The organism is Neisseria sicca (genome assembly GCF_014054945.1).
Lineage (GTDB): Bacteria > Pseudomonadota > Gammaproteobacteria > Burkholderiales > Neisseriaceae > Neisseria > Neisseria sicca.
The window spans coordinates 2,600,316-2,617,911 of sequence record NZ_CP059566.1 but is presented as its reverse complement, the minus strand read 5'-3'; the positions used below and the strand labels follow the sequence as shown (position 1 = coordinate 2,617,911).

General features: G+C 51.1%; 16 protein-coding genes and 1 pseudogene. All 17 read right to left on the bottom strand.

The window, feature by feature from the left end:
* Positions 1 to 85 precede the first annotated feature (85 nt).
* Positions 86 to 796, bottom strand: coding sequence for a DUF6348 family protein (locus H3L95_RS12460; protein ID WP_003757241.1), 711 nt, complete (start codon positions 794 to 796; stop codon positions 86 to 88).
* A gap of 165 nt (positions 797 to 961) precedes the next feature.
* Positions 962 to 1,789 (bottom strand): class I SAM-dependent methyltransferase, encoded by an 828-nt coding sequence (locus H3L95_RS12455; protein ID WP_040668242.1) that lies wholly within the window; start codon positions 1,787 to 1,789, stop codon positions 962 to 964.
* 134 nt (positions 1,790 to 1,923) lie between these two features.
* On the bottom strand, positions 1,924 to 2,991 hold the full coding sequence (murG, locus tag H3L95_RS12450; protein WP_003757245.1) for an undecaprenyldiphospho-muramoylpentapeptide beta-N-acetylglucosaminyltransferase: 1,068 nt from the start codon (positions 2,989 to 2,991) through the stop codon (positions 1,924 to 1,926).
* A gap of 3 nt (positions 2,992 to 2,994) precedes the next feature.
* Positions 2,995 to 4,257 carry an FtsW/RodA/SpoVE family cell cycle protein gene (locus tag H3L95_RS12445; protein ID WP_009312758.1) on the bottom strand — a complete coding sequence of 421 codons (1,263 nt, stop codon included), beginning with the start codon at positions 4,255 to 4,257 and terminating at the stop codon, positions 2,995 to 2,997.
* Positions 4,258 to 4,538: 281 nt separating this feature from the next.
* Complete coding sequence (locus H3L95_RS12440; protein WP_003757251.1) at positions 4,539 to 5,273, bottom strand: hypothetical protein; 735 nt, start codon at positions 5,271 to 5,273, stop codon at positions 4,539 to 4,541.
* A gap of 77 nt (positions 5,274 to 5,350) precedes the next feature.
* Complete coding sequence (locus tag H3L95_RS12435; RefSeq protein WP_003757254.1) at positions 5,351 to 6,847, bottom strand: amidase; 1,497 nt, start codon at positions 6,845 to 6,847, stop codon at positions 5,351 to 5,353.
* Between the two features lie 202 nt (positions 6,848 to 7,049).
* Positions 7,050 to 7,634 (bottom strand): L,D-transpeptidase family protein, encoded by a 585-nt coding sequence (locus H3L95_RS12430; protein ID WP_003757257.1) that lies wholly within the window; start codon positions 7,632 to 7,634, stop codon positions 7,050 to 7,052.
* Between the two features lie 13 nt (positions 7,635 to 7,647).
* Positions 7,648 to 8,985, bottom strand: coding sequence for a UDP-N-acetylmuramoyl-L-alanine--D-glutamate ligase (gene murD / locus H3L95_RS12425; protein WP_003757259.1), 1,338 nt, complete (start codon positions 8,983 to 8,985; stop codon positions 7,648 to 7,650).
* Entirely contained in the window at positions 8,982 to 9,623 is a 642-nt protein-coding gene (locus H3L95_RS12420) for a tetratricopeptide repeat protein (protein ID WP_003757262.1), read from the bottom strand. The genes murD and H3L95_RS12420 overlap by 4 nt, the downstream gene beginning before the upstream one ends.
* Before the next feature lie 82 nt (positions 9,624 to 9,705).
* Positions 9,706 to 10,509, bottom strand: a complete 804-nt coding sequence (locus H3L95_RS12415; RefSeq protein ID WP_182096173.1) for a tetratricopeptide repeat protein — start codon at positions 10,507 to 10,509, stop codon at positions 9,706 to 9,708.
* Between the two features lie 72 nt (positions 10,510 to 10,581).
* Positions 10,582 to 11,397: a tetratricopeptide repeat protein gene (locus H3L95_RS12410; RefSeq protein ID WP_182096172.1), complete on the bottom strand. Its 816-nt coding sequence runs from the start codon at positions 11,395 to 11,397 to the stop codon at positions 10,582 to 10,584.
* 70 nt (positions 11,398 to 11,467) lie between these two features.
* On the bottom strand, positions 11,468 to 12,622 hold the full coding sequence (locus H3L95_RS12405) for a tetratricopeptide repeat protein (protein WP_182096171.1): 1,155 nt from the start codon (positions 12,620 to 12,622) through the stop codon (positions 11,468 to 11,470).
* Between the two features lie 70 nt (positions 12,623 to 12,692).
* Positions 12,693 to 13,847, bottom strand: coding sequence for an SEL1-like repeat protein (locus H3L95_RS12400; protein WP_003761492.1), 1,155 nt, complete (start codon positions 13,845 to 13,847; stop codon positions 12,693 to 12,695).
* Positions 13,848 to 14,075: 228 nt separating this feature from the next.
* Positions 14,076 to 14,564 (bottom strand): group II truncated hemoglobin, encoded by a 489-nt coding sequence (locus tag H3L95_RS12395; protein ID WP_003761493.1) that lies wholly within the window; start codon positions 14,562 to 14,564, stop codon positions 14,076 to 14,078.
* A 327-nt stretch (positions 14,565 to 14,891) separates the two neighbouring features.
* Positions 14,892 to 15,905, bottom strand: a complete 1,014-nt coding sequence (gene dusA, locus H3L95_RS12390) for a tRNA dihydrouridine(20/20a) synthase DusA (RefSeq protein ID WP_128887960.1) — start codon at positions 15,903 to 15,905, stop codon at positions 14,892 to 14,894.
* A gap of 304 nt (positions 15,906 to 16,209) precedes the next feature.
* Complete coding sequence (locus H3L95_RS12385; protein ID WP_003761500.1) at positions 16,210 to 16,842, bottom strand: GNAT family N-acetyltransferase; 633 nt, start codon at positions 16,840 to 16,842, stop codon at positions 16,210 to 16,212.
* Between the two features lie 13 nt (positions 16,843 to 16,855).
* Positions 16,856 to 17,248 (bottom strand): annotated as a pseudogene (locus tag H3L95_RS12380) (NAD(P)H-dependent oxidoreductase); the annotation flags it as partial.
* Between the last annotated feature and the right edge of the window lie 348 nt (positions 17,249 to 17,596).

Below are 17,596 nucleotides of genomic sequence, written 5' to 3'. Positions count from 1 at the left end.
AAAACATAATATAAGGTCGTCTGAAAACCGTTTTCAGACGATCTAAAATCTTGCAGACGGGTTGGTTTTGACGGTTTCAATAACCTTATACAGAATCCAAGGGCTTGAGCATGATGCAACGGCGTACGCTGTAATAGGCTTCCCTGCGCAACCAAGGGAGACCGGCAAGCTGTTTTTCTTCTTCAGCGGCATCTTCTTGGTTGTCAACCATAAATTCCACGTTCATCGTAACATTGTCGGATTGGGCGTAGAAAAAGCGGATTAAATGATATTGTGCTTTGAGGTTTTGATGGCAGATGATGGTTTGCAGCGTGCTTTCCAGTGCTTCGGGGATGATGTTGCCGATTGTTTCCATATCACCGCCGTCAGTGTCTTCGACCAAATTTTTCGTTACCCAGTCCCCCAAAATCGCTTGGAAACGGTTTCCATTGCGTGCCGTCCAGATTTCGTGCGGGCAATGGTTTTCGTTGGGATTGAATGTATCCAGTAAAACGTGCAGGCTGTTGGTGCAGAAGCTTTGCAGGTTGCGTGAAAGGGCTTCTTCCAGATTTTCGCCGATGTCGCCGCAGCATTCGTAGAGTTCGCGCCCGTCGGGCAGGGTAATGCCGACATCGAAACGGCTTACCACTGCGCCGTTGGCGTGTTCACGCGGAAACGCCCAAGTTTCAAGTTGTACGGGTACGGCGAAATTGGGCAGGATTTTTTCGCCCTGCATTTGGCAGGCATAGCCGTGGGCTTGCAGGATTTCGGCAAGGGCTTCGTTGAGGTCTAGGGTGTCGAGTTCCTGGGGTTCCATGATGGTTTCTCGGAAAGTTGGAAATTCAAAATCGAAATTTTCTATATGATTATGAGGTTATGCAAGTTCGCTTCGTCACTCCCGCCTATGCAGGAATGACGATATAAATTTACCATCAAAGCCCGAAGGTCGTCTGAAAACCGTTTTCAGACGACCTCTCGTTTATCAACTTAACGGCACTTGTATCCTCATCAAGCTCATATCCAATTTGCGCCGCCCCCACGCGGTCGCATACACAAGGCGCAAGAGCCACGGATAACGCGGTTTGCAGACGCTGCTCAAGCCCGCTTCTTCGATGATTTCCACACCCGGTATCAGTCGTCGGATGTCGTCCGTTCCGCTTATCGCCCAGCGGAACTCGGGCGGTTTGTCCATTTTGCCGAGCGCGTCGTGACGTTTGCTTTGTCCGGCAAGGGCTTTGGGAATGGTGTCGAACGCAAGTTGGACATTCGGCAGACTGCGGGCAACCTGTTTGAAAAAGTCCTGCACCTGCGCTTCTTCGAAATACATCAACACACCTTCGATCACGAGCAACACGGGTTTTCCGTGCGCGGCAACGGTGTTCATCCACGCTTCGTCGAACATGGACGCGCCCAGATAATGATTGTCCGACTCGGGCAGCAGCATACGCCGCACTTCAATCACTTCAGGCAAATCCAAATCATACCAAGCGGTAATGCGCGGCTTGCCCAAGCGTTCGTAACGCGCATCCAGCCCCGCGCCGATTTGCACGACGACGGCATCGGGATGTTCGGCGATAAAGTGCTGGGCCATATCGTCCAACAGCTTCGCCCGCCCGCAACAGCCGACCTGCGATGCTTTGGCTTTGGCAAACTTGCCGAAGTCGTAGTCAATCTTGTCCAACATCCGCACGGCTTCGTCATCACGCAAAAGCGGCTGCGCCCTACCCTGCTCTACGGCCTTTGCCCACAGGGGAATCAGCATGGTACTGGACAGTGCGGAAACGGTTTCGGGAGAGATTTTTGCAGACATGGCAGCCTCCAATGAGAGAAATTCCTATTTACATCATACTCCCGCACAATACGGCTGCCAAGTTGCAAAAAGGTCGTCTGAAACCGATTTCTTGGTTTTCAGACGACCTCTGTTTCGTTTATCGCATTATGTCATCATGCCGTACACGCGATGGCGGCTTCCGCCACATCGTCCGCGCTGTGCGGCAGTGCCAATGTGCGGGCGTTTTCCGCCCATTTCAGACATTTTTCACGGTTTAAGCCGCCGAGAATTTCGGCAAGTTTTTCCGCTGTCAACTGGGCTTGCGGCAACAGCAGGCCCGCCTCCGCCTGCACCATAAAACGCGCGTTGGCGGTTTGGTGGTCATCAACTGCATAAGGATACGGCACCAGCAGCGCGCCCAGCCCCGCCGCCGTCAACTCGGCAATCGTCAGCGCGCCGGCACGGCAAATCACCAAGTCGGCATCGCGGTAGGCGGATACCATGTCGGTAATAAATTCCACGCATTCGGCTTTCACGCCCAGCGCGTCGTAATCAGCCTGTAAGCTGCCCAGCTTGCCCCGGCCTGATTGGTGGTACATCTGCGGGCGCGCATCGTCGGGCAGCAAAGCCAAAGCCTGCGGAACGGTTTTGTTCAAAACGTCTGCGCCCAAACTGCCGCCGACCACCAAGATTTTCAGACGACCTTCACGCCCTTGGAAGCGTTCGGCAGGCGCGGGCAGGTTGGCAATATCGGCGCGGACGGGGTTGCCAACCAAACCGCCTTCGTGGCTGAACGCTTTCGGAAAAGCGTATAACACCCGCTTCGCCCAGCGCGACAGTTGGCGGTTGGACAAACCAGCCACGGCGTTTTGTTCGTGAATCACAATCGGCACGCCCAAGAGCTTCGCCGCCAAGCCGCCGGGGAAGGTAACGAAGCCGCCGAAACCGATAACGCATTCGACGCGGTGTTTGCGGATAATCCGCTGCGCTTCGCGGACGGTTTTATACAAAGTAAACGGCAGCATCAGCTTGCGTTTGATGCCGTTGCCGCGCACACCTTTAATCGCCAGCGTTTCGAGCAGGATGTCGTATTGCGGCACGATGCGTTCTTCCATCGAGCCTTCGCTGCCCAGCCAAATCACATGATGGCCGCGCGCGCGCAATGAGTCCGCCACCGCCAGCGCGGGGAAAATATGGCCGCCGGTACCGCCCGCCATCAGCATGAAAGTTTTACCACCCATGATTTACTCCACTTGGTAACCGCGCATTTTTTTGCGGTTTTCATAATCGACGCGCAACAATAAGGTAACGCACACCAGCATAACGGCAACCGCCGAACCGCCGTAAGACATCAACGGCAAAGTCAGGCCTTTGGTGGGCAGGATACCGATGTTGACACCGATATTGAAGAAACTTTGAATCCCTATCCAAATACCGATGCCGTTGGCGACATACGCGCTGAACGTCAGTCCGGAATCACGCGCCTGCTTGCCGATGGAGAATGCGCGCATCACCAGCCAGCCGTAGCAGAACACCAAAATACACATCCCCACAAACCCGAATTCCTCGCCGATGACGGCAAAGATAAAGTCGGTATGCGCCTCGGGCAGGTAGAAGCGTTTTTCCAAACTCGCACCCAAGCCCTGACCGAACCATTCGCCACGCGCAATCGCCATCAACGAATGCGTCAACTGATAACCTTTGCCCAAAGGGTCGCCCCAAGGGTCCAAGAATGCCGACACGCGCGCCATACGGTAGGGTGCCGCCAAAATCATTACGCCCATCCCCCCCAGTACGCTCAGTACCAAGACGGCAAAATATTTCCACGGGAAACCCGCCAAAAACAGCATACCCATCGTAATCGACACAATCACGACAAACGAGCCGAAGTCAGGTTGCGCCATCACAAAAACCAAACCCAGCGCAATCATCACGATAGGCAGCAGGATGTTTTTAAACTTCTTCAGCTTCTGCCAAGTTTTCTGACGCGCTTCCTTGCTGAACGGACACATAAAAGCATTGAACAAACCGACAAACAGCGGCTTCAAACCCAAAGAGTCCATACTGCGCAACACTTCCTCGCGCCGCGTGAACAGGCTGGACAAATACAAAACCGTCGCCAACTTGAACAACTCGGTCGGCTGAAGATTGAGCGGCCCGATATGTATCCAACGCGTCGCCCCGTTGATTTCACGGCCGACAAACAACACGACCACCAGCAAAATCGCGGAAAAAGCAAAATAAAACGGAATGATTTTCCGCCAAAAGCTCATGCTCAACAGCGACAGCCCGAGGCAGCCCAATACGCTCGCCCCGACAAACATCGCCTGCTTGCTGACAAAAGAAAACTGATTGCCGCCTTCGGACGCGGCATAGGCAATCGACGCAGAATAAATCATCACCAGGCTGAAGGCGGTCATCAAAACGACCATCCACAACAGTGACACATCGAATTTCCGACCGTCCAAAGAAATCGGGCGGTCGAGAAGTTTGGAAAGACTAATCATGAAAAACATCCGTATGGGGGCAGACGGAAAAATCTGCCCCGAAACAACCAGAACAAAGCGTTTCAGACGACCCTCCGCCTAATCGGGACATAGAAGGTCGTCTGAAAAAATAGCGTGAATCAGAAAAACGTCATTCTAAAGGTTTCTTGGCAAAGCAACAATTCAGATTCTTTAAAGACCGTCGGATTCCGGCGTTCTTTGCGCCCTCCCCTACCCATCACACACGCAAAAAAGGTCGTCTGAAACGTTTTGATGTTTTCAGACGACCTTATGGGCTGCCTTTAAAACGGTAGCAATTTGGGCAATACGGTTTGCAGATAGTCTTGGAATTCGGGCGCATCCACTTCGCTGCCAAAGCCGCCGTTGGCGAAAATGTGGCGCAGATACGCGATAAATTGTGTATTTTGCGGGGCGTACAGCACTTTACCATCCACACTTGGCTTGGTGCTTAATGCGATTTCATAAGCATTGCCGCCGCTTACATTGTCTTTGTGGTAATCATCGGGCGAAAATGTCAAACCAATCGGGCATTTTGGGTTTTCCGCAAGCAATTCTCGGGTACATTCCAGCCACTCGTTGTCTTCGTTTTCCACTTCTTCCAAAACAAAATCTATGCCGTACACACACAAAGGGTCGGCATATTCCCACACAATTTCAGGATATTCGTCATAGTCCCAGATAAAGTTGATTTCTCCGACAATCCGGTAGAAGTATTGCAGCGAAAGGGGAATGAACCCGACAGGCTGCACAGCTTGGACAAGGTGGCGGATATATTCGTCCGCATCGGGCAGGGGCGGCGTAATCACGTTATCGCGCCATCGGTTGAACCGATAGCCGAACTGCGGCAAGGTCTCCGCAACGATATTCGCGTTGTGCAGCACACGCCGAAAGGTTTCGGTAAGCAAGCGGTCGATTTCCGCTGCTGCTTCGGGTTGAAAGGCTTTTTGCCGCAGTCGGGCGATGTCGGCATAAACTTGGCTGTATTCGCCGTTCAGATAACGTTGGTAGAAAGACAAGGCAAAATTCCTTCAGTTTGATATAGAGGATGCAATCCGTTTTGTCAGCGCAGACCGCTTCTTATCCAATGCAAAACCTACGCCAACTGCGGTATTTCCGCCCACGGCTGTATCTGTTCCAATTGCGCGGCAAGGCGGAGCAGCGTGTCTTCGCGCCCGTGTGCGGCGGCGAACTGGGTGCCGACGGGCAGACCGTTATGCCGGTAAAGCGGCACGCTCATGGCGGGGTTGCCGCTCATGTTCAGCGGCGACGTATAGCCGACGTATTGCAGCGCGGCGGCGGCTTCTTTTTCTAAAAACGGGTTGTTTTTCAACAGGAAACCCAAGCGCAGCGTGCCGAACAGCAGGCGCATGGCTTTTTGCGCGGCGGGCGGCGGCATCATCTCGCCGATTTTCGGCGTGGTGCGCGGGCAGACGGGCGTCATCAACACGTCGTAGCGCGTGAAAAATGCTTTGGCGGCACGTTCCTGCGCCAGCATCACATCGCGCGCCCAAGCCATTTCGCCCGCGCTGATTTGCCGCCCCTGCACAATCATTGCCCACGTTGTCGGCTCAAGCAGGTGGTGCGGCAGTTTTTGTCCGGTTTCGTATTGATATTGGTAGAACAGTTTTGCCGTTTCACCCATGACGATGACGCGGGCGGCGCGGTTGAGCTGTTCGGGCGGTGCGAAATCGGGCGTGGCTTCTTCCAATTCGTGTCCCGCATCTTGCATCAGTTTCAAACTATGGGCGAACGCGGCTTCCGTGCCTTCGTCGTTGCCGCCGTCAAACCATGTCTGCTTCCAAAAAGCGATTTTCAGACGACCTGTTTCTTGTTTCATGCTGCCTGCAAAACCGTTTTCGGGCGGCGGCGGGCAGGCATACAGGGAGCGCTCTTGGGTTTGGGCGGCGATGTCCAGCAAAACCGCGCTATCGCGCACACTGCGGGTCAACACATGGTCGCATACCAAACCTTGCCATGCCTCCGATGCGTTCGGCGCGTAACTGCTGCGGCCGCGCGTGGGTTTCAGCCCGAACACGCCGCAGTTGTGCGCGGGTAAGCGGATGGAACCGCCGCCGTCGCTGCCGTGCGCTGCGGGGACGACGCCCGAAGCCACTGCCGCCGCCGCACCTCCGCTGCTGCCGCCTGCGGTGTAATCCAAATGCCACGGATTGCGCGTGATGCCGTAAATTTCGGTTTCGGTAACGGCATACGCGCCCCATTCGGGCGTGGTGGTTTTGCCGAATACGCGCAGCCCCGCATCGAGATAGGCTTGGGTTAAATCGCTGTTTTGCTTGGCAATGTAATGCTGCATCATGCGCGAACCCGACCATGTCGGCGCGCCTTCCCAATCCGCCAGCAGGTCTTTGAGCAAAAACGGCACGCCCGCCAGCGGCGTATCGACATTTTCAGACGACCCCTGCCACGCCGCCGCGCGTTCGCGCAAATCGTGCGCCAACAGATTGAGCTTGGGGTTGACTTCGTCCAAGCGGTTTAAAGCAGCCTGCAACACTTCATCGGCGGACACTTCTTTTTTGCGGATCAGCTCTGCCAAACCGACGGCATCGTAACGGATGTAGTCTTGAAACTTCATGGGTTTTCCTTTCGGATTGATCAACACACGTTTATCGGTCAGGCATGTCTGCCCGCCGCCTCGCCGTTTGCCCGCATAGGCAATTTTTAAGAAACAGTCACACCGGATAAAGGAAAAGAACAAGTTTGCCGCTGCTGTAAAAAGGTTGTCTGAAACCGCCTTGACGTTTTCAGACGACCTTTGAGGCGATGGCGCACAAGGCTTACGGCAAAATCTCAATTTCCGCGTTGTGTTTCACGCTGCGGTAGAGTTCGTCGATTTCCTCGTCCGTTACCGCGATGCAGCCGTCGGTCCAGTCTCTTTGCAGATGCCTTTTGCCGATAGAACCCCAGCCGTTTTTGATGCCGTGGATTTTAATCAGCCCGCCCGGGCTTTTGCCTTGTGCCGCCGCGTAGGCTTTGTCGGCTTCGTTAGGGTAAGAAACGCCTAGATTTTTGTGGTATGCGCTGTTGGGATTGCGATCGTTGATGCGGTATTTCCCTTCGGGCGTTTTACCGTCGCCTTCAAAGTGTTTATGCCCGACGGGCTGCTTGCCCAGCGCAATGGGATAGGTTTTCAGCAACTTGCCTTGCGAGTACGCCGACATGGTGCGCTTGCTTTTATGCACGACCAATCTGTCGATAACGGCATTTTCGGGCAGCGGCGTTTCGCTTGGCTCGGCAACGGACGACTCGCCTGATGTCGCAACGGTCTGCTCGGAACGGATGGGCGTGGAATACCAAACCACTCCGGCAGCGACCGCCAAAAGCAAAACCGCCGCCAAACTGATTTTCAACCCTCTTTTCATGTTTCAGACGACCTCACAAAGCCTTAAACGCCTCGATAAACACTTCCGAACGGTGCGCATAACCTTTAAACATATCGAAGCTCGCGCAGGCGGGGCTGAGCAGCACGATATCGCCCGCTTCGGCTTGGGCGTATGCCGTCTGAACGGCTTCTTCCAAAGTGGCGCAGTCGGTCATATTCAAGTCGCAGCCGTCCAAATCGCGGCGGATTTGCGGCGCATCGACACCAATCAAGAACACACCTTTTGCCTTGCCGGCAAGTGCGTCGCGCAGGGGCGTGAAGTCCTGCCCTTTGCCCATGCCGCCCAAAATTACGAAGAGCGGATTTTGCAAACCGGCAATCGCAGCGGCGGTCGCGCCGACGTTTGTGCCTTTGCTGTCATCGATGAACACCACGCCGTTTTTCTCGCCGATTTTTTCCACGCGGTGCGGCAGGCCTTGGAAGGTTTTAACGTGTTCGAGCAATGCTTCGCGCGGTAAACCGACGGCTTCGCACAAAGCGACGGCAGCCATGACGTTGGCGGCGTTGTGCAAACCTTGCAGCGGGATGTCTTGCGTGGCAATCAAATCTTCATTGCCTTGTTTCAGACGACCCGTTTCGCGCTCCAACCAAAAATCGGCTTCGTGTTCCAACGAAAACCATTTCACCTCGCGCCCTGCCCGTTTCATGGCGCGGCAGAACACGTCGTCTGAATTCAAAACCTGCACGCCATCGCCACGGAAAATCTTGGCTTTGGTATGCGCGTAGTCGAGCAAGTCGTCGTAGCGGTCGAGATGGTCTTCGGAAATGTTCAGCACTGTCGCCGCAGTCGGGCGCAGGCTTTCGGTGTTTTCCAGTTGGAAGCTGGAAAGCTCCAACACCCACACGTCCGCCTTTTTACCTTCACGCTGCAATTCCGCCTCCAAAACCGGCGTACCGATATTGCCCGCGATAACGGTATCCAGCCCGCACTTGATGCAGAGATAGCCGACCAGGCTCGTTACCGTGGTTTTGCCGTTGCTGCCGGTAATCGCAATCACCTTGTCGCCGCGGCGGTTCACAATGTCCGCCAGCAATTCGATGTCGCCCAACACGCGCCCGCCGTTTTGCTTGAACGCCTCAATATTCGGCTGCCGCTCGCTGATGCCGGGACTGAGCGCCAAAATATCGAAACCGTTGTCCAACGCATCTTTCAGACGACCCGTGTAAAACACCAGCCCGTCAAACATCTTACCGATTTGCGACACGCGCTCCGGTTTCAGCTCCGCATCATAAGCAGCAACCTCCGCACCGTTTTTGCGCAGGTAGGCAATCATGGAAATACCCGTGCCGCCAAGTCCGGCGACGAGGATTTTTTTGTTTTGGAAAATCATTTTGGTTTTGTCCTTGAAGTTTCAGGCGACGTAATCAGGATTAAATACTCCGGTATCAGTCGAAGATTTTTTTCGCACCCCCTTGAGTCTCCGTTATCGCAAGCTTTGCTGTACCATTTTTGGGCATCAGCAAAACTTCGTCTAACACCTCGCCCCTCGAAATACATCTCCCCCAGATTATATTGTGCAAGTGAAGATCCCTGTCCCGCAGCTTTACGATACCATCGTACAGCCTGAACGTCATCTTGGCGGACACCAGTTCCTCGAGCATACATCATACCCAAATTATGTTGACCACTTACATTCCCCTGCACTGCCGACTTGTGATAAAACTTAACTGCCTGGGCGTAATCTCGACGGACACCATATCCTTGAGCATAGATCATACCCAAATTATTTTGAGCATTTGAATTTCCTTGCGCCGCGGCCTTGCGATACCATTTTCTTGCTTGAACATAATCTTGACGAACGCCTTGCCCTATATCATACATCGCACCTAAAAAAAATTGAGCCTCAGCATCTCCCGATTCCGCCTTTAACATTATTTCCTTTAAATTCGGCACATCTTCTGCCCAAACTGCTTGCCCTATGCCCACTGCCAGCAAGGCGATCATCATTTTTTTCAGTAAGGTGTTCATCTCAAAATCCTGTTTTGTTCAGAAGGTTTTTGGGTTTGTCTATGTATTTCAGACGACCTTGGGAAAGGCTTCATTATCCTACTTAATCCAATGTACGGTAATCATCACAACTTTGTTGTAGTCCGTTATCACAAGCCTTACCAAACCACTCTTTGGCGATCACTAGATTTTGCCGAGCTCCTTTTCCATTAGCATACATTAGACCTAAGTTGTATTGAGCTTTGGCATTCCCTTGTTCTGCAGCCTTGCGATACCAATACACTGCCTGCTTATCATCTTGACGGACTCCTTGCCCTTTTTCATACATCACACCCAAATTAGACTGAGCTTGAGCAAGCCCTTGTTCTGCCGCTTTACGATACCACTGCACTGCCTGCTTATCATCTTGACGAACTCCTTCACCTTTTTTATACGCCACACCCAAATTATATTGGGCAACGGCATGCCCTTGTTCTGCCGCCTTACGATACCACTGAGCTGCCTGTGCATGATCTTGACGAACTCCTTGCCCTTTGTCATACATCATACCCAAATTCAATTGAGCTTCAGAATATCCTTGTTCTGCCACCTTCCGATACCACTGCACTGCTTGTGCATAGTCTTGACGAACGCCTTTCCCTTCTGCATACGCCACACCCAAATTAAATTGGGCTTCTGCAACCCCTTGTTCTGCTGCCTTGCGATACCACTGCACTGCCTTTGTATAGTCTTGACGGACTCCTCGCCCACTGTCATACATCAGACCCAAATTAAATTGGGCATCGGCATTTCCCTGTTTCGCCGATTGCAAGGTTTTCTGTAAGTCAGGAACATCATCCGCCCAAACTGCTTGCACTATGCCCAAAGACAGCAAGGCAAGCATCATGTTTTTCAATAAGGTGTTCATCTCAAAATCCTGTTTTTATTCAGAAGGTTTTTGGGTTTGTATATGTATTTCAGACGACCTTGGGATAAAGATTCAATATCCTGCCTGATTCAATTCTCGGTAAGCATCGCAACCTAGCTGTATTCCATTATCACAAGCCTTACCAAACCACTCTTTGGCAATCTTATAGTTCTGACGAACACCTTGCCCATTGTCGTACATCACACCCAAATTATATTGGGCTTCCGCAATCCCTTGTTCTGCAGCCTTACGATACCACTGCTCTGCCTGTACAAGGTTTTGAAGGACTCCTTTCCCATTGGCATACATCCCACCCAAATTATATTGGGCTTTGGCATGACCTTGTCCCGCCGCCTTGCGATACCACTGCACTGCCTGTGCATCGTCCTGACGGACTCCCTGTCCGTTGGCATACATCACACCCAAATTATATTGGGCTGGAGCATCCCCTTGTTCTGCAGCCTTGCGATACCACTGCACCGCCTGTGCATGATCTTGACGAACTCCTTCACCTTTGTCATACATCACACCCAAATTATATTGGGCTTTAGCATATCCTTGTTCTGCAGCCTTGCCAAACCACTGCACCGCCTGTGCATAGTCTTGACGGACTCCCTGTCCGTTGATATACGCCACACCCAAATTATATTGGGCTTTTGCATGCCCTTGTTCTGCAGCCTTGCGATACCACTGCACTGCCTGTGCATCGTCTTGACGGACTCCTTGCCCATTGTCGTACATCACACCCAAATTATATTGGGCAGCTGCAAATCCTTGTTCTGCAGCTTGAAGCGTTTTCTTAAAATCCGGCACATCATCCGCCCATGCTGCTTGCCCTATGCCCACAGCCAGCAAAGCAACCATCATTTTTTTCAATAAGGTTTTCATCTCAAAATCCTATTTTATTCAGAGTATTTTTTGGTTTGTCTATGTGTTTCAGACGACCTTTGGGAAAAGTTTAATGTCCTTCGTTATTCAACTTTCGGTATGCAGTGCAACCATCTTGGAATCCATTATCACAGGCCTTCTTGTACCACTCTTTGGCTATTACCGAATTTTGGCGAACACCTCTACCCGTGTAATACATCCAACCTAGACCACTTTGTGCCTCGGCAACTCCGTGCCGTGCAGCTTTATGCCATAACTGCAATGTTTGAACATAATCTTGGCGGACGCCTAGTCCTTTGGCATACATCAAGCCCAAACTATATTGAGCATTTGCATCACCTTGTTCTACCGCTCTGCGAAACCACTGTACCGCCTGAGCGTCATCTTGCCGAACACCTTGCCCTTCGACATACATCCCACCCAAATTATATTGGGCTTCTGCATTCCCCTGCTCTGCTGCTTTACGATACCACTTCACCGCCTGAACGTAATCTTTACGTACACCTTTCCCATCCTTGTACATTACGCCTAAATTATTTTGCGCATCCTTATATCCCTGCTCCGCTGCTTTGCGATACCACTGCAATGCCTGTTTATAGTCTTGACGCACACCTCGTCCTTCGTAATACATCAAGCCCAAATTATATTGGGCTGCATCAACCCCTTGTTCTACCGCTTTACGAAACCACTGCACAGCCTGATTGTCATCTTGACGTATACCTTTCCCGTCCTTGTACATCGCACCTAAATTATTTTGGGCTTCCGCATACCCTTGATCGGCAGCCTTCCGATACCATCGTACCGCCTCTACATAGTCTTGGCGAACGCCTCGTCCTTCGGTATACATTACAGCCAAATTATATTGGGCTTCTGCAAGCCCCAACTCCGCGGCCTTGCGATACCATTTCACCGCCTCTGCATCACCTTGGCGCACGCCTTGCCCTTCGGCATACATCACACCCAAATTATATTGGGCTTCTGCCTGTCCCTGTTCTGCTGCCTTGCGATACCATTGCACTGCCTCTGTATAATCTTGGCGAATGCCTTTTCCTTGTTCGTACATCACGCCTAAAGAAAATTGAGCACCTGCATCGCCAGCTTCCGCCATTCGCAGCATTTCCTTTTGCGCCACCTCTCCTACATTCAGCGTATCATCCGCCCATGCTGCTTGCCCTATGCCCACAGCCAGCAAAGCAACCATCATTTTTTTCAATAATGTTTTCATCTTAAAATCCTATTTTATTCAGAGTATTTCTTGGTTTGTCCAAGTGTTTCAGACGACCTTTGAAAATGGTTTAATGTCCTTCGTTATTCAACTGTTGGTAGTCATTGCAACCATCTTGGAATCCATTATCACAAGCCTTCTTGTGCCATTCTTTGGCAACTTTTCGATTTTTGGGGACGCCTTGCCCTTCTTCATACATCTCACCCAACCTATTTTGAGCCGGTGAGAACCCCTGTTCTGCTGCCTTGAGATACCATTGCAACGCCTCTGTATAGTTTTGGTGTACGCCTTTTCCTTCATAATACATCTCACCCAAATTATGTTGGGCTGCTGCAAACCCCTGTTCTGCTGCCTTGCGATACCACCGCAACGCCTCTGGATAGTCTTGGCGAACACCTTGCCCTTCACTATACGCCACGCCCAAATTATTTTGGGCAACTACATACCCCCGTTCTGCTGCCTTGCGATACCACCGCACTGCCTCTGCAGAGTCTTGGCGAACGCCCTGTCCTTCGTCATACAGCGCGCCCAAATTATTTTGAGCGTCTACATCGCCCTGTTCCGCTGCCTTGCGATACCATTGCGCTGCCTCTTCATAGTTTTGACGGACGCCCCGTCCATTGGCATACATCACACCCAAATGATACTGGGCATTTGCATCTCCCTGCACTGCAGCCTTGCTATACCATCGCGCCGCCTCTTCATAATTTTGACGGACGCCTTGTCCTTGTTCATACATCAACCCCAGATTTTTTTGAGCATTTACACTCCCCTGCTCTGCTGCTTTCTGAAGCCACTTCGTTGCTTCTACGTAGTTTTTAAGAACACCATACATCATGCCCAGATTATTTTGGGCGGGGAGATACCCTTTATCTGCTGCAGAGCGGCACCATTCCATTGCCTTTTCATGGTCTTGATTAACACCTTGTCCTACGTAATACATCATACACAAATTATATTGGGCTTCTGCCCGTCCCTGTTCTGCCGCTTTGCGATACCATCGCACCGCCTCTTGATCACTCTGACGAACGCCTATCCCTCTCAAATACATCGAACCCAAAACAACTTGAACATCTGCCTCTCCCGCTTCTGCCCTTTGCACTATTTTCTTTAAATTCGGTACATCATCCGCCCAAGCTGCCTGCCCTATACCCAAAGCCAGCAAAGCAACCATCATTTTTTTCAACCATGTGTTCATTTCAAACTTCCCTGATGTATGTTTCATAAAAAATCACGGCATTTTCAGACGACGGTCGAGGTCGTCTGAAAATGCCGTGATTCTATCCTTACTGTATTTAAAATGCTATTTTGCTACTTTACCTGACTGTTACCGGCAGAAATATCGTATTGGGATTCTCCGCCATTGATTGAGTGCAAACGGCTGCCACTTTACAGCAGCAGCCCTTTTATCAAACAGGGAAAACGAAAAGGGGCTCGTCTTTTTCAGACGACCTCAAGTCGGGAAGGTTGGGAAATAACCGTCCACACCGTATTGCTTTAAGACGTTTTTCAGCTCGGGAATGCGGATTGCGGGATCGACCGCCATCGGCGGCATGGGCGGTTCTACGCCTTCTTCGTTTTGGTTGCGCATCCAGTCCGCCATCGCAAAAATGCGGATAAGGACGGGCTCGGCGAGGTCTTTGCCGATTTCCAATTCGTTCATGGCTTGGGCGAAGCAGGCGATCCATTCGTCGCGCACTTGTATATTTACGGCAAAGGGCATGTGCCGCGCGCGCAGCATGGGATGGCCGTATTTCTGCTCGAACAAGGGCGGGCTGCCGAGCCAGCCGCTGAAAAATTCGTAGAGTTTTTCGCGAATCAGCGTCATGTCTTCGCCGTGCATCTGGCGCAAGGCGCGGTATTGCGGCTCGAGTTCCATCAAGTCATAAAAGCGGTCGGTCAGGTTGCGTACGCCTGCCGCGCCGCCGAATGCGTGATACATAATGTTCTTTCTTAAAGGTCGTCTGAAACGGGGATTTTATAGTGGATTAACTTTAAACCGGTACGGCGTTACCTCGCCTTAGCTCAAAGAGAACGATTCTCTAAGGTGCTGAAGCACCAAGTGAATCGGTTCCGTACTATCTGTACTGTCTGCGGCTTCGTCGCCTTGTCCTGATTTAAATTTAATCCACTATAATAGACTGGACCGATTGTGTCATACAGGGTAAAGAGAGGTCGTCTGGAAACTTGTTCCGTTTTCAGACGACCTCTCATTTTTGCGGAGAAGAGGCGATTTTCAGCTGCCGGAGAGCGGCAATCGGAAATCAACTTACCCGCGCCATTCCCACACGTTCGCCCGCTCGACCTCTTTCCACGCGTCGAGAATCAGGCTGCCGTCGTTGTCTTTCAAGAGCGTCGCGTCGGAAAGCATGCGCCGCCAAGTGCGGGCGTTTTTCAGGCCGTGCATCAGCCCGAGGCTGTGGCGGACGATATGGCGCAAGATTGTGCCGCGTCCGGCTTGGACTTGGGCTTGGCTGTATGTGTAGAGGCGCTGCACCAAATCGGCGTATTCAATCGGGCTGCGGGTATCGCCGTAAAACAGCCTGTCCCATTCGTGCATGACCATCGGGTTGTGATACGCCTCGCGGCCGACCATTACGCCGTCAACGTGTTGCAGGTGTCCGGCGATTGCTTCGTTGGTGGTGATGCCGCCGTTGATGATGATTTCCAGCTCGGGAAACTCTTTTTTCAAGCGGTAAACGTAATCGTATTTCAACGGCGGAACGTCGCGGTTTTCTTTGGGGGAGAGTCCGTCCAACCATGCGTTGCGGGCGTGGACGATGAAGGTTTTGCAGGCGGTTTTGTCGCGCAGCGTGCCGACGAAATCGGCAACGGTTTGGTATTCGGTCTGCCTGTCGACGCCGATGCGGTGTTTGACGGTAACGGGGATGCCGACCGCGTCCTGCATGGCGTTGAGGCAGTCGGCAACCAGCATGACTTCGTTCATCAGACACGCGCCGAACGAGCCTTTTTGCACGCGCGGGCTGGGGCAACCGCAGTTGAGGTTGACTTCGTTGTAGCCGTATTCTTCGGCGGCTTTGGCCGCTTTCGCCAAATCGGACGGGTCGCTGCCGCCCAGTTGCAGGGCGACGGGCTGCTCGCCTTCGTTGAACATCAAAAAGCGGTCTTTGTCTCCATAGACGATGGCGCCGGAATTGACCATTTCGCTGTAAAGCCATGTGTTGCGGGTAATCTGGCGGGCGAGGTAGCGGTAGTGGCGGTCCGTCCAGTCGAGCATGGGGGCAACGGAAAGGCGACGGGGCGGGAGGGAGGCTTGAGTCATGTGTTTCATGTATCTGATTATTTTGAGGCGGCATTATATCAGACGGACTGAGTCAAAAATCGGCTTGGAGGTCGTCTGAAACGGCAAAACCTGCTCTTAAAGCAGGTTTTGTATGCTCAAATGTAAAGTTTCAACCTTATTTTTTCTATTTTCGACTAAGACAAAAGCTGCTTGTATCAGCAAAATGGAGCTAGCACAAAAAATTGAAAAGTGAAACAGGTTTGAGAATGCACTATTTCAGTCCCTTGAAATGATGAGGTGGGGTAAGCTGACATTATCAATGCAAGACCGCATCATTAGATCTTCAAAAAGTATAAACATCAGCTAAATTTTTCTCGAAAGTCCATGTCTTGACACCTTCAACATCACGGACATCTAGTTGTTTAAATCCGTTCTTTTTGTAAAAATGACAGTTGCTTTCTGTATGAGTAATCAAAGTAAGCCGCTGGCATTTCTCTTCTTTTGCAAGCAACTCAAGTCCTTTTGAGATAAAAAGACCACCAACTCCCTGCCCTTGATAATCAGGCAGCACACCCAGTAGTTCAAGATAAAGAGTTGAAACACTCCTTTTCTTAGCTTCTTTACTGCCCTCCCCAAAGACTTTTTGAAAAGCTAAAAGCTGAGGAATATATTTCCACATCCTCCATGCTCCTGCCCGCAAAAAGGAAAGCATACCGACAGGATGATTACCGAGCTTATGAATGGTAGCGACCGCCATAAGACGCCCATCCACTTCAGCAAGCAGACAAATATGATGACGCATCGCTGCCTTAACCATAACTGCATGCAATCTATTTAGAAAATCAATATAAGACTGGCTGCTGCCAAAGAGAGGACGGAATTTTTCTCTATAGACCTCATGCTCAGCAAAAGCAGCAGTTAAAACCGAGACCGCAGCAGCAAGATCCCTTTCATCTGCTCTTCTAAAACAAATCATGATAGCTACCTCTTCAAATCTTTTCTGCTAATTTTTCTAAGAAAGCCTGCCGTTTTTCAGCTGTAGACTGAGAAATATTCCCGAAATTCAACCAACGGCGCTGTCTAGCACCGATAGACTTAAAAGTATGTCCCAACATGGCTTTCTTGATGACATCACCACAGAAATACTTAAGATAGAAAGTCGGTGCTGCAGAGGTAGTAATAGCCAACACCTCTTTAATATTGGTCAGACGACCAACTAACTGGCGAGTCTTCGTCTCCTCGTAAATCTTATTTTTCAAAAATACCTTATCTTCAAAGCCCTTGACAATAGCTGGCATATCCGCCCACCAGATAGGAAAAATCATGATAAGGCGGTCACAGGACGCAAGAGCTTCCTGATATTTTAAAACCAGTGGGTCTAGTGCCTGCCCTTTATTAAAAAGCGCTAGCTCTTCCTTTGTATAAACAGGGTTAAAACCATCCTCTTAGAGATCGACCAGTTCATAGGTCTGACCTTTCTTCTCCAACAAGTCCTAAACCTGCTCTAAAATAGCATGGTTAAAGCTTTTATCATAGGGATGTGCATAAACAATGAGATTTTTACTCATATTTGTAACCTCATAGTAAATCATTGAACATTGAGCGATAGACTTCCTCATCAAAAGGCTCTAAGCCTTTGGCAATAAAATGACCATAGCCTGTATAGTGGATTAACTTTAAACCAGTACGGCGTTGCCTCGCCTTAGCTCAAAGAGAACGATTCTCTAAGG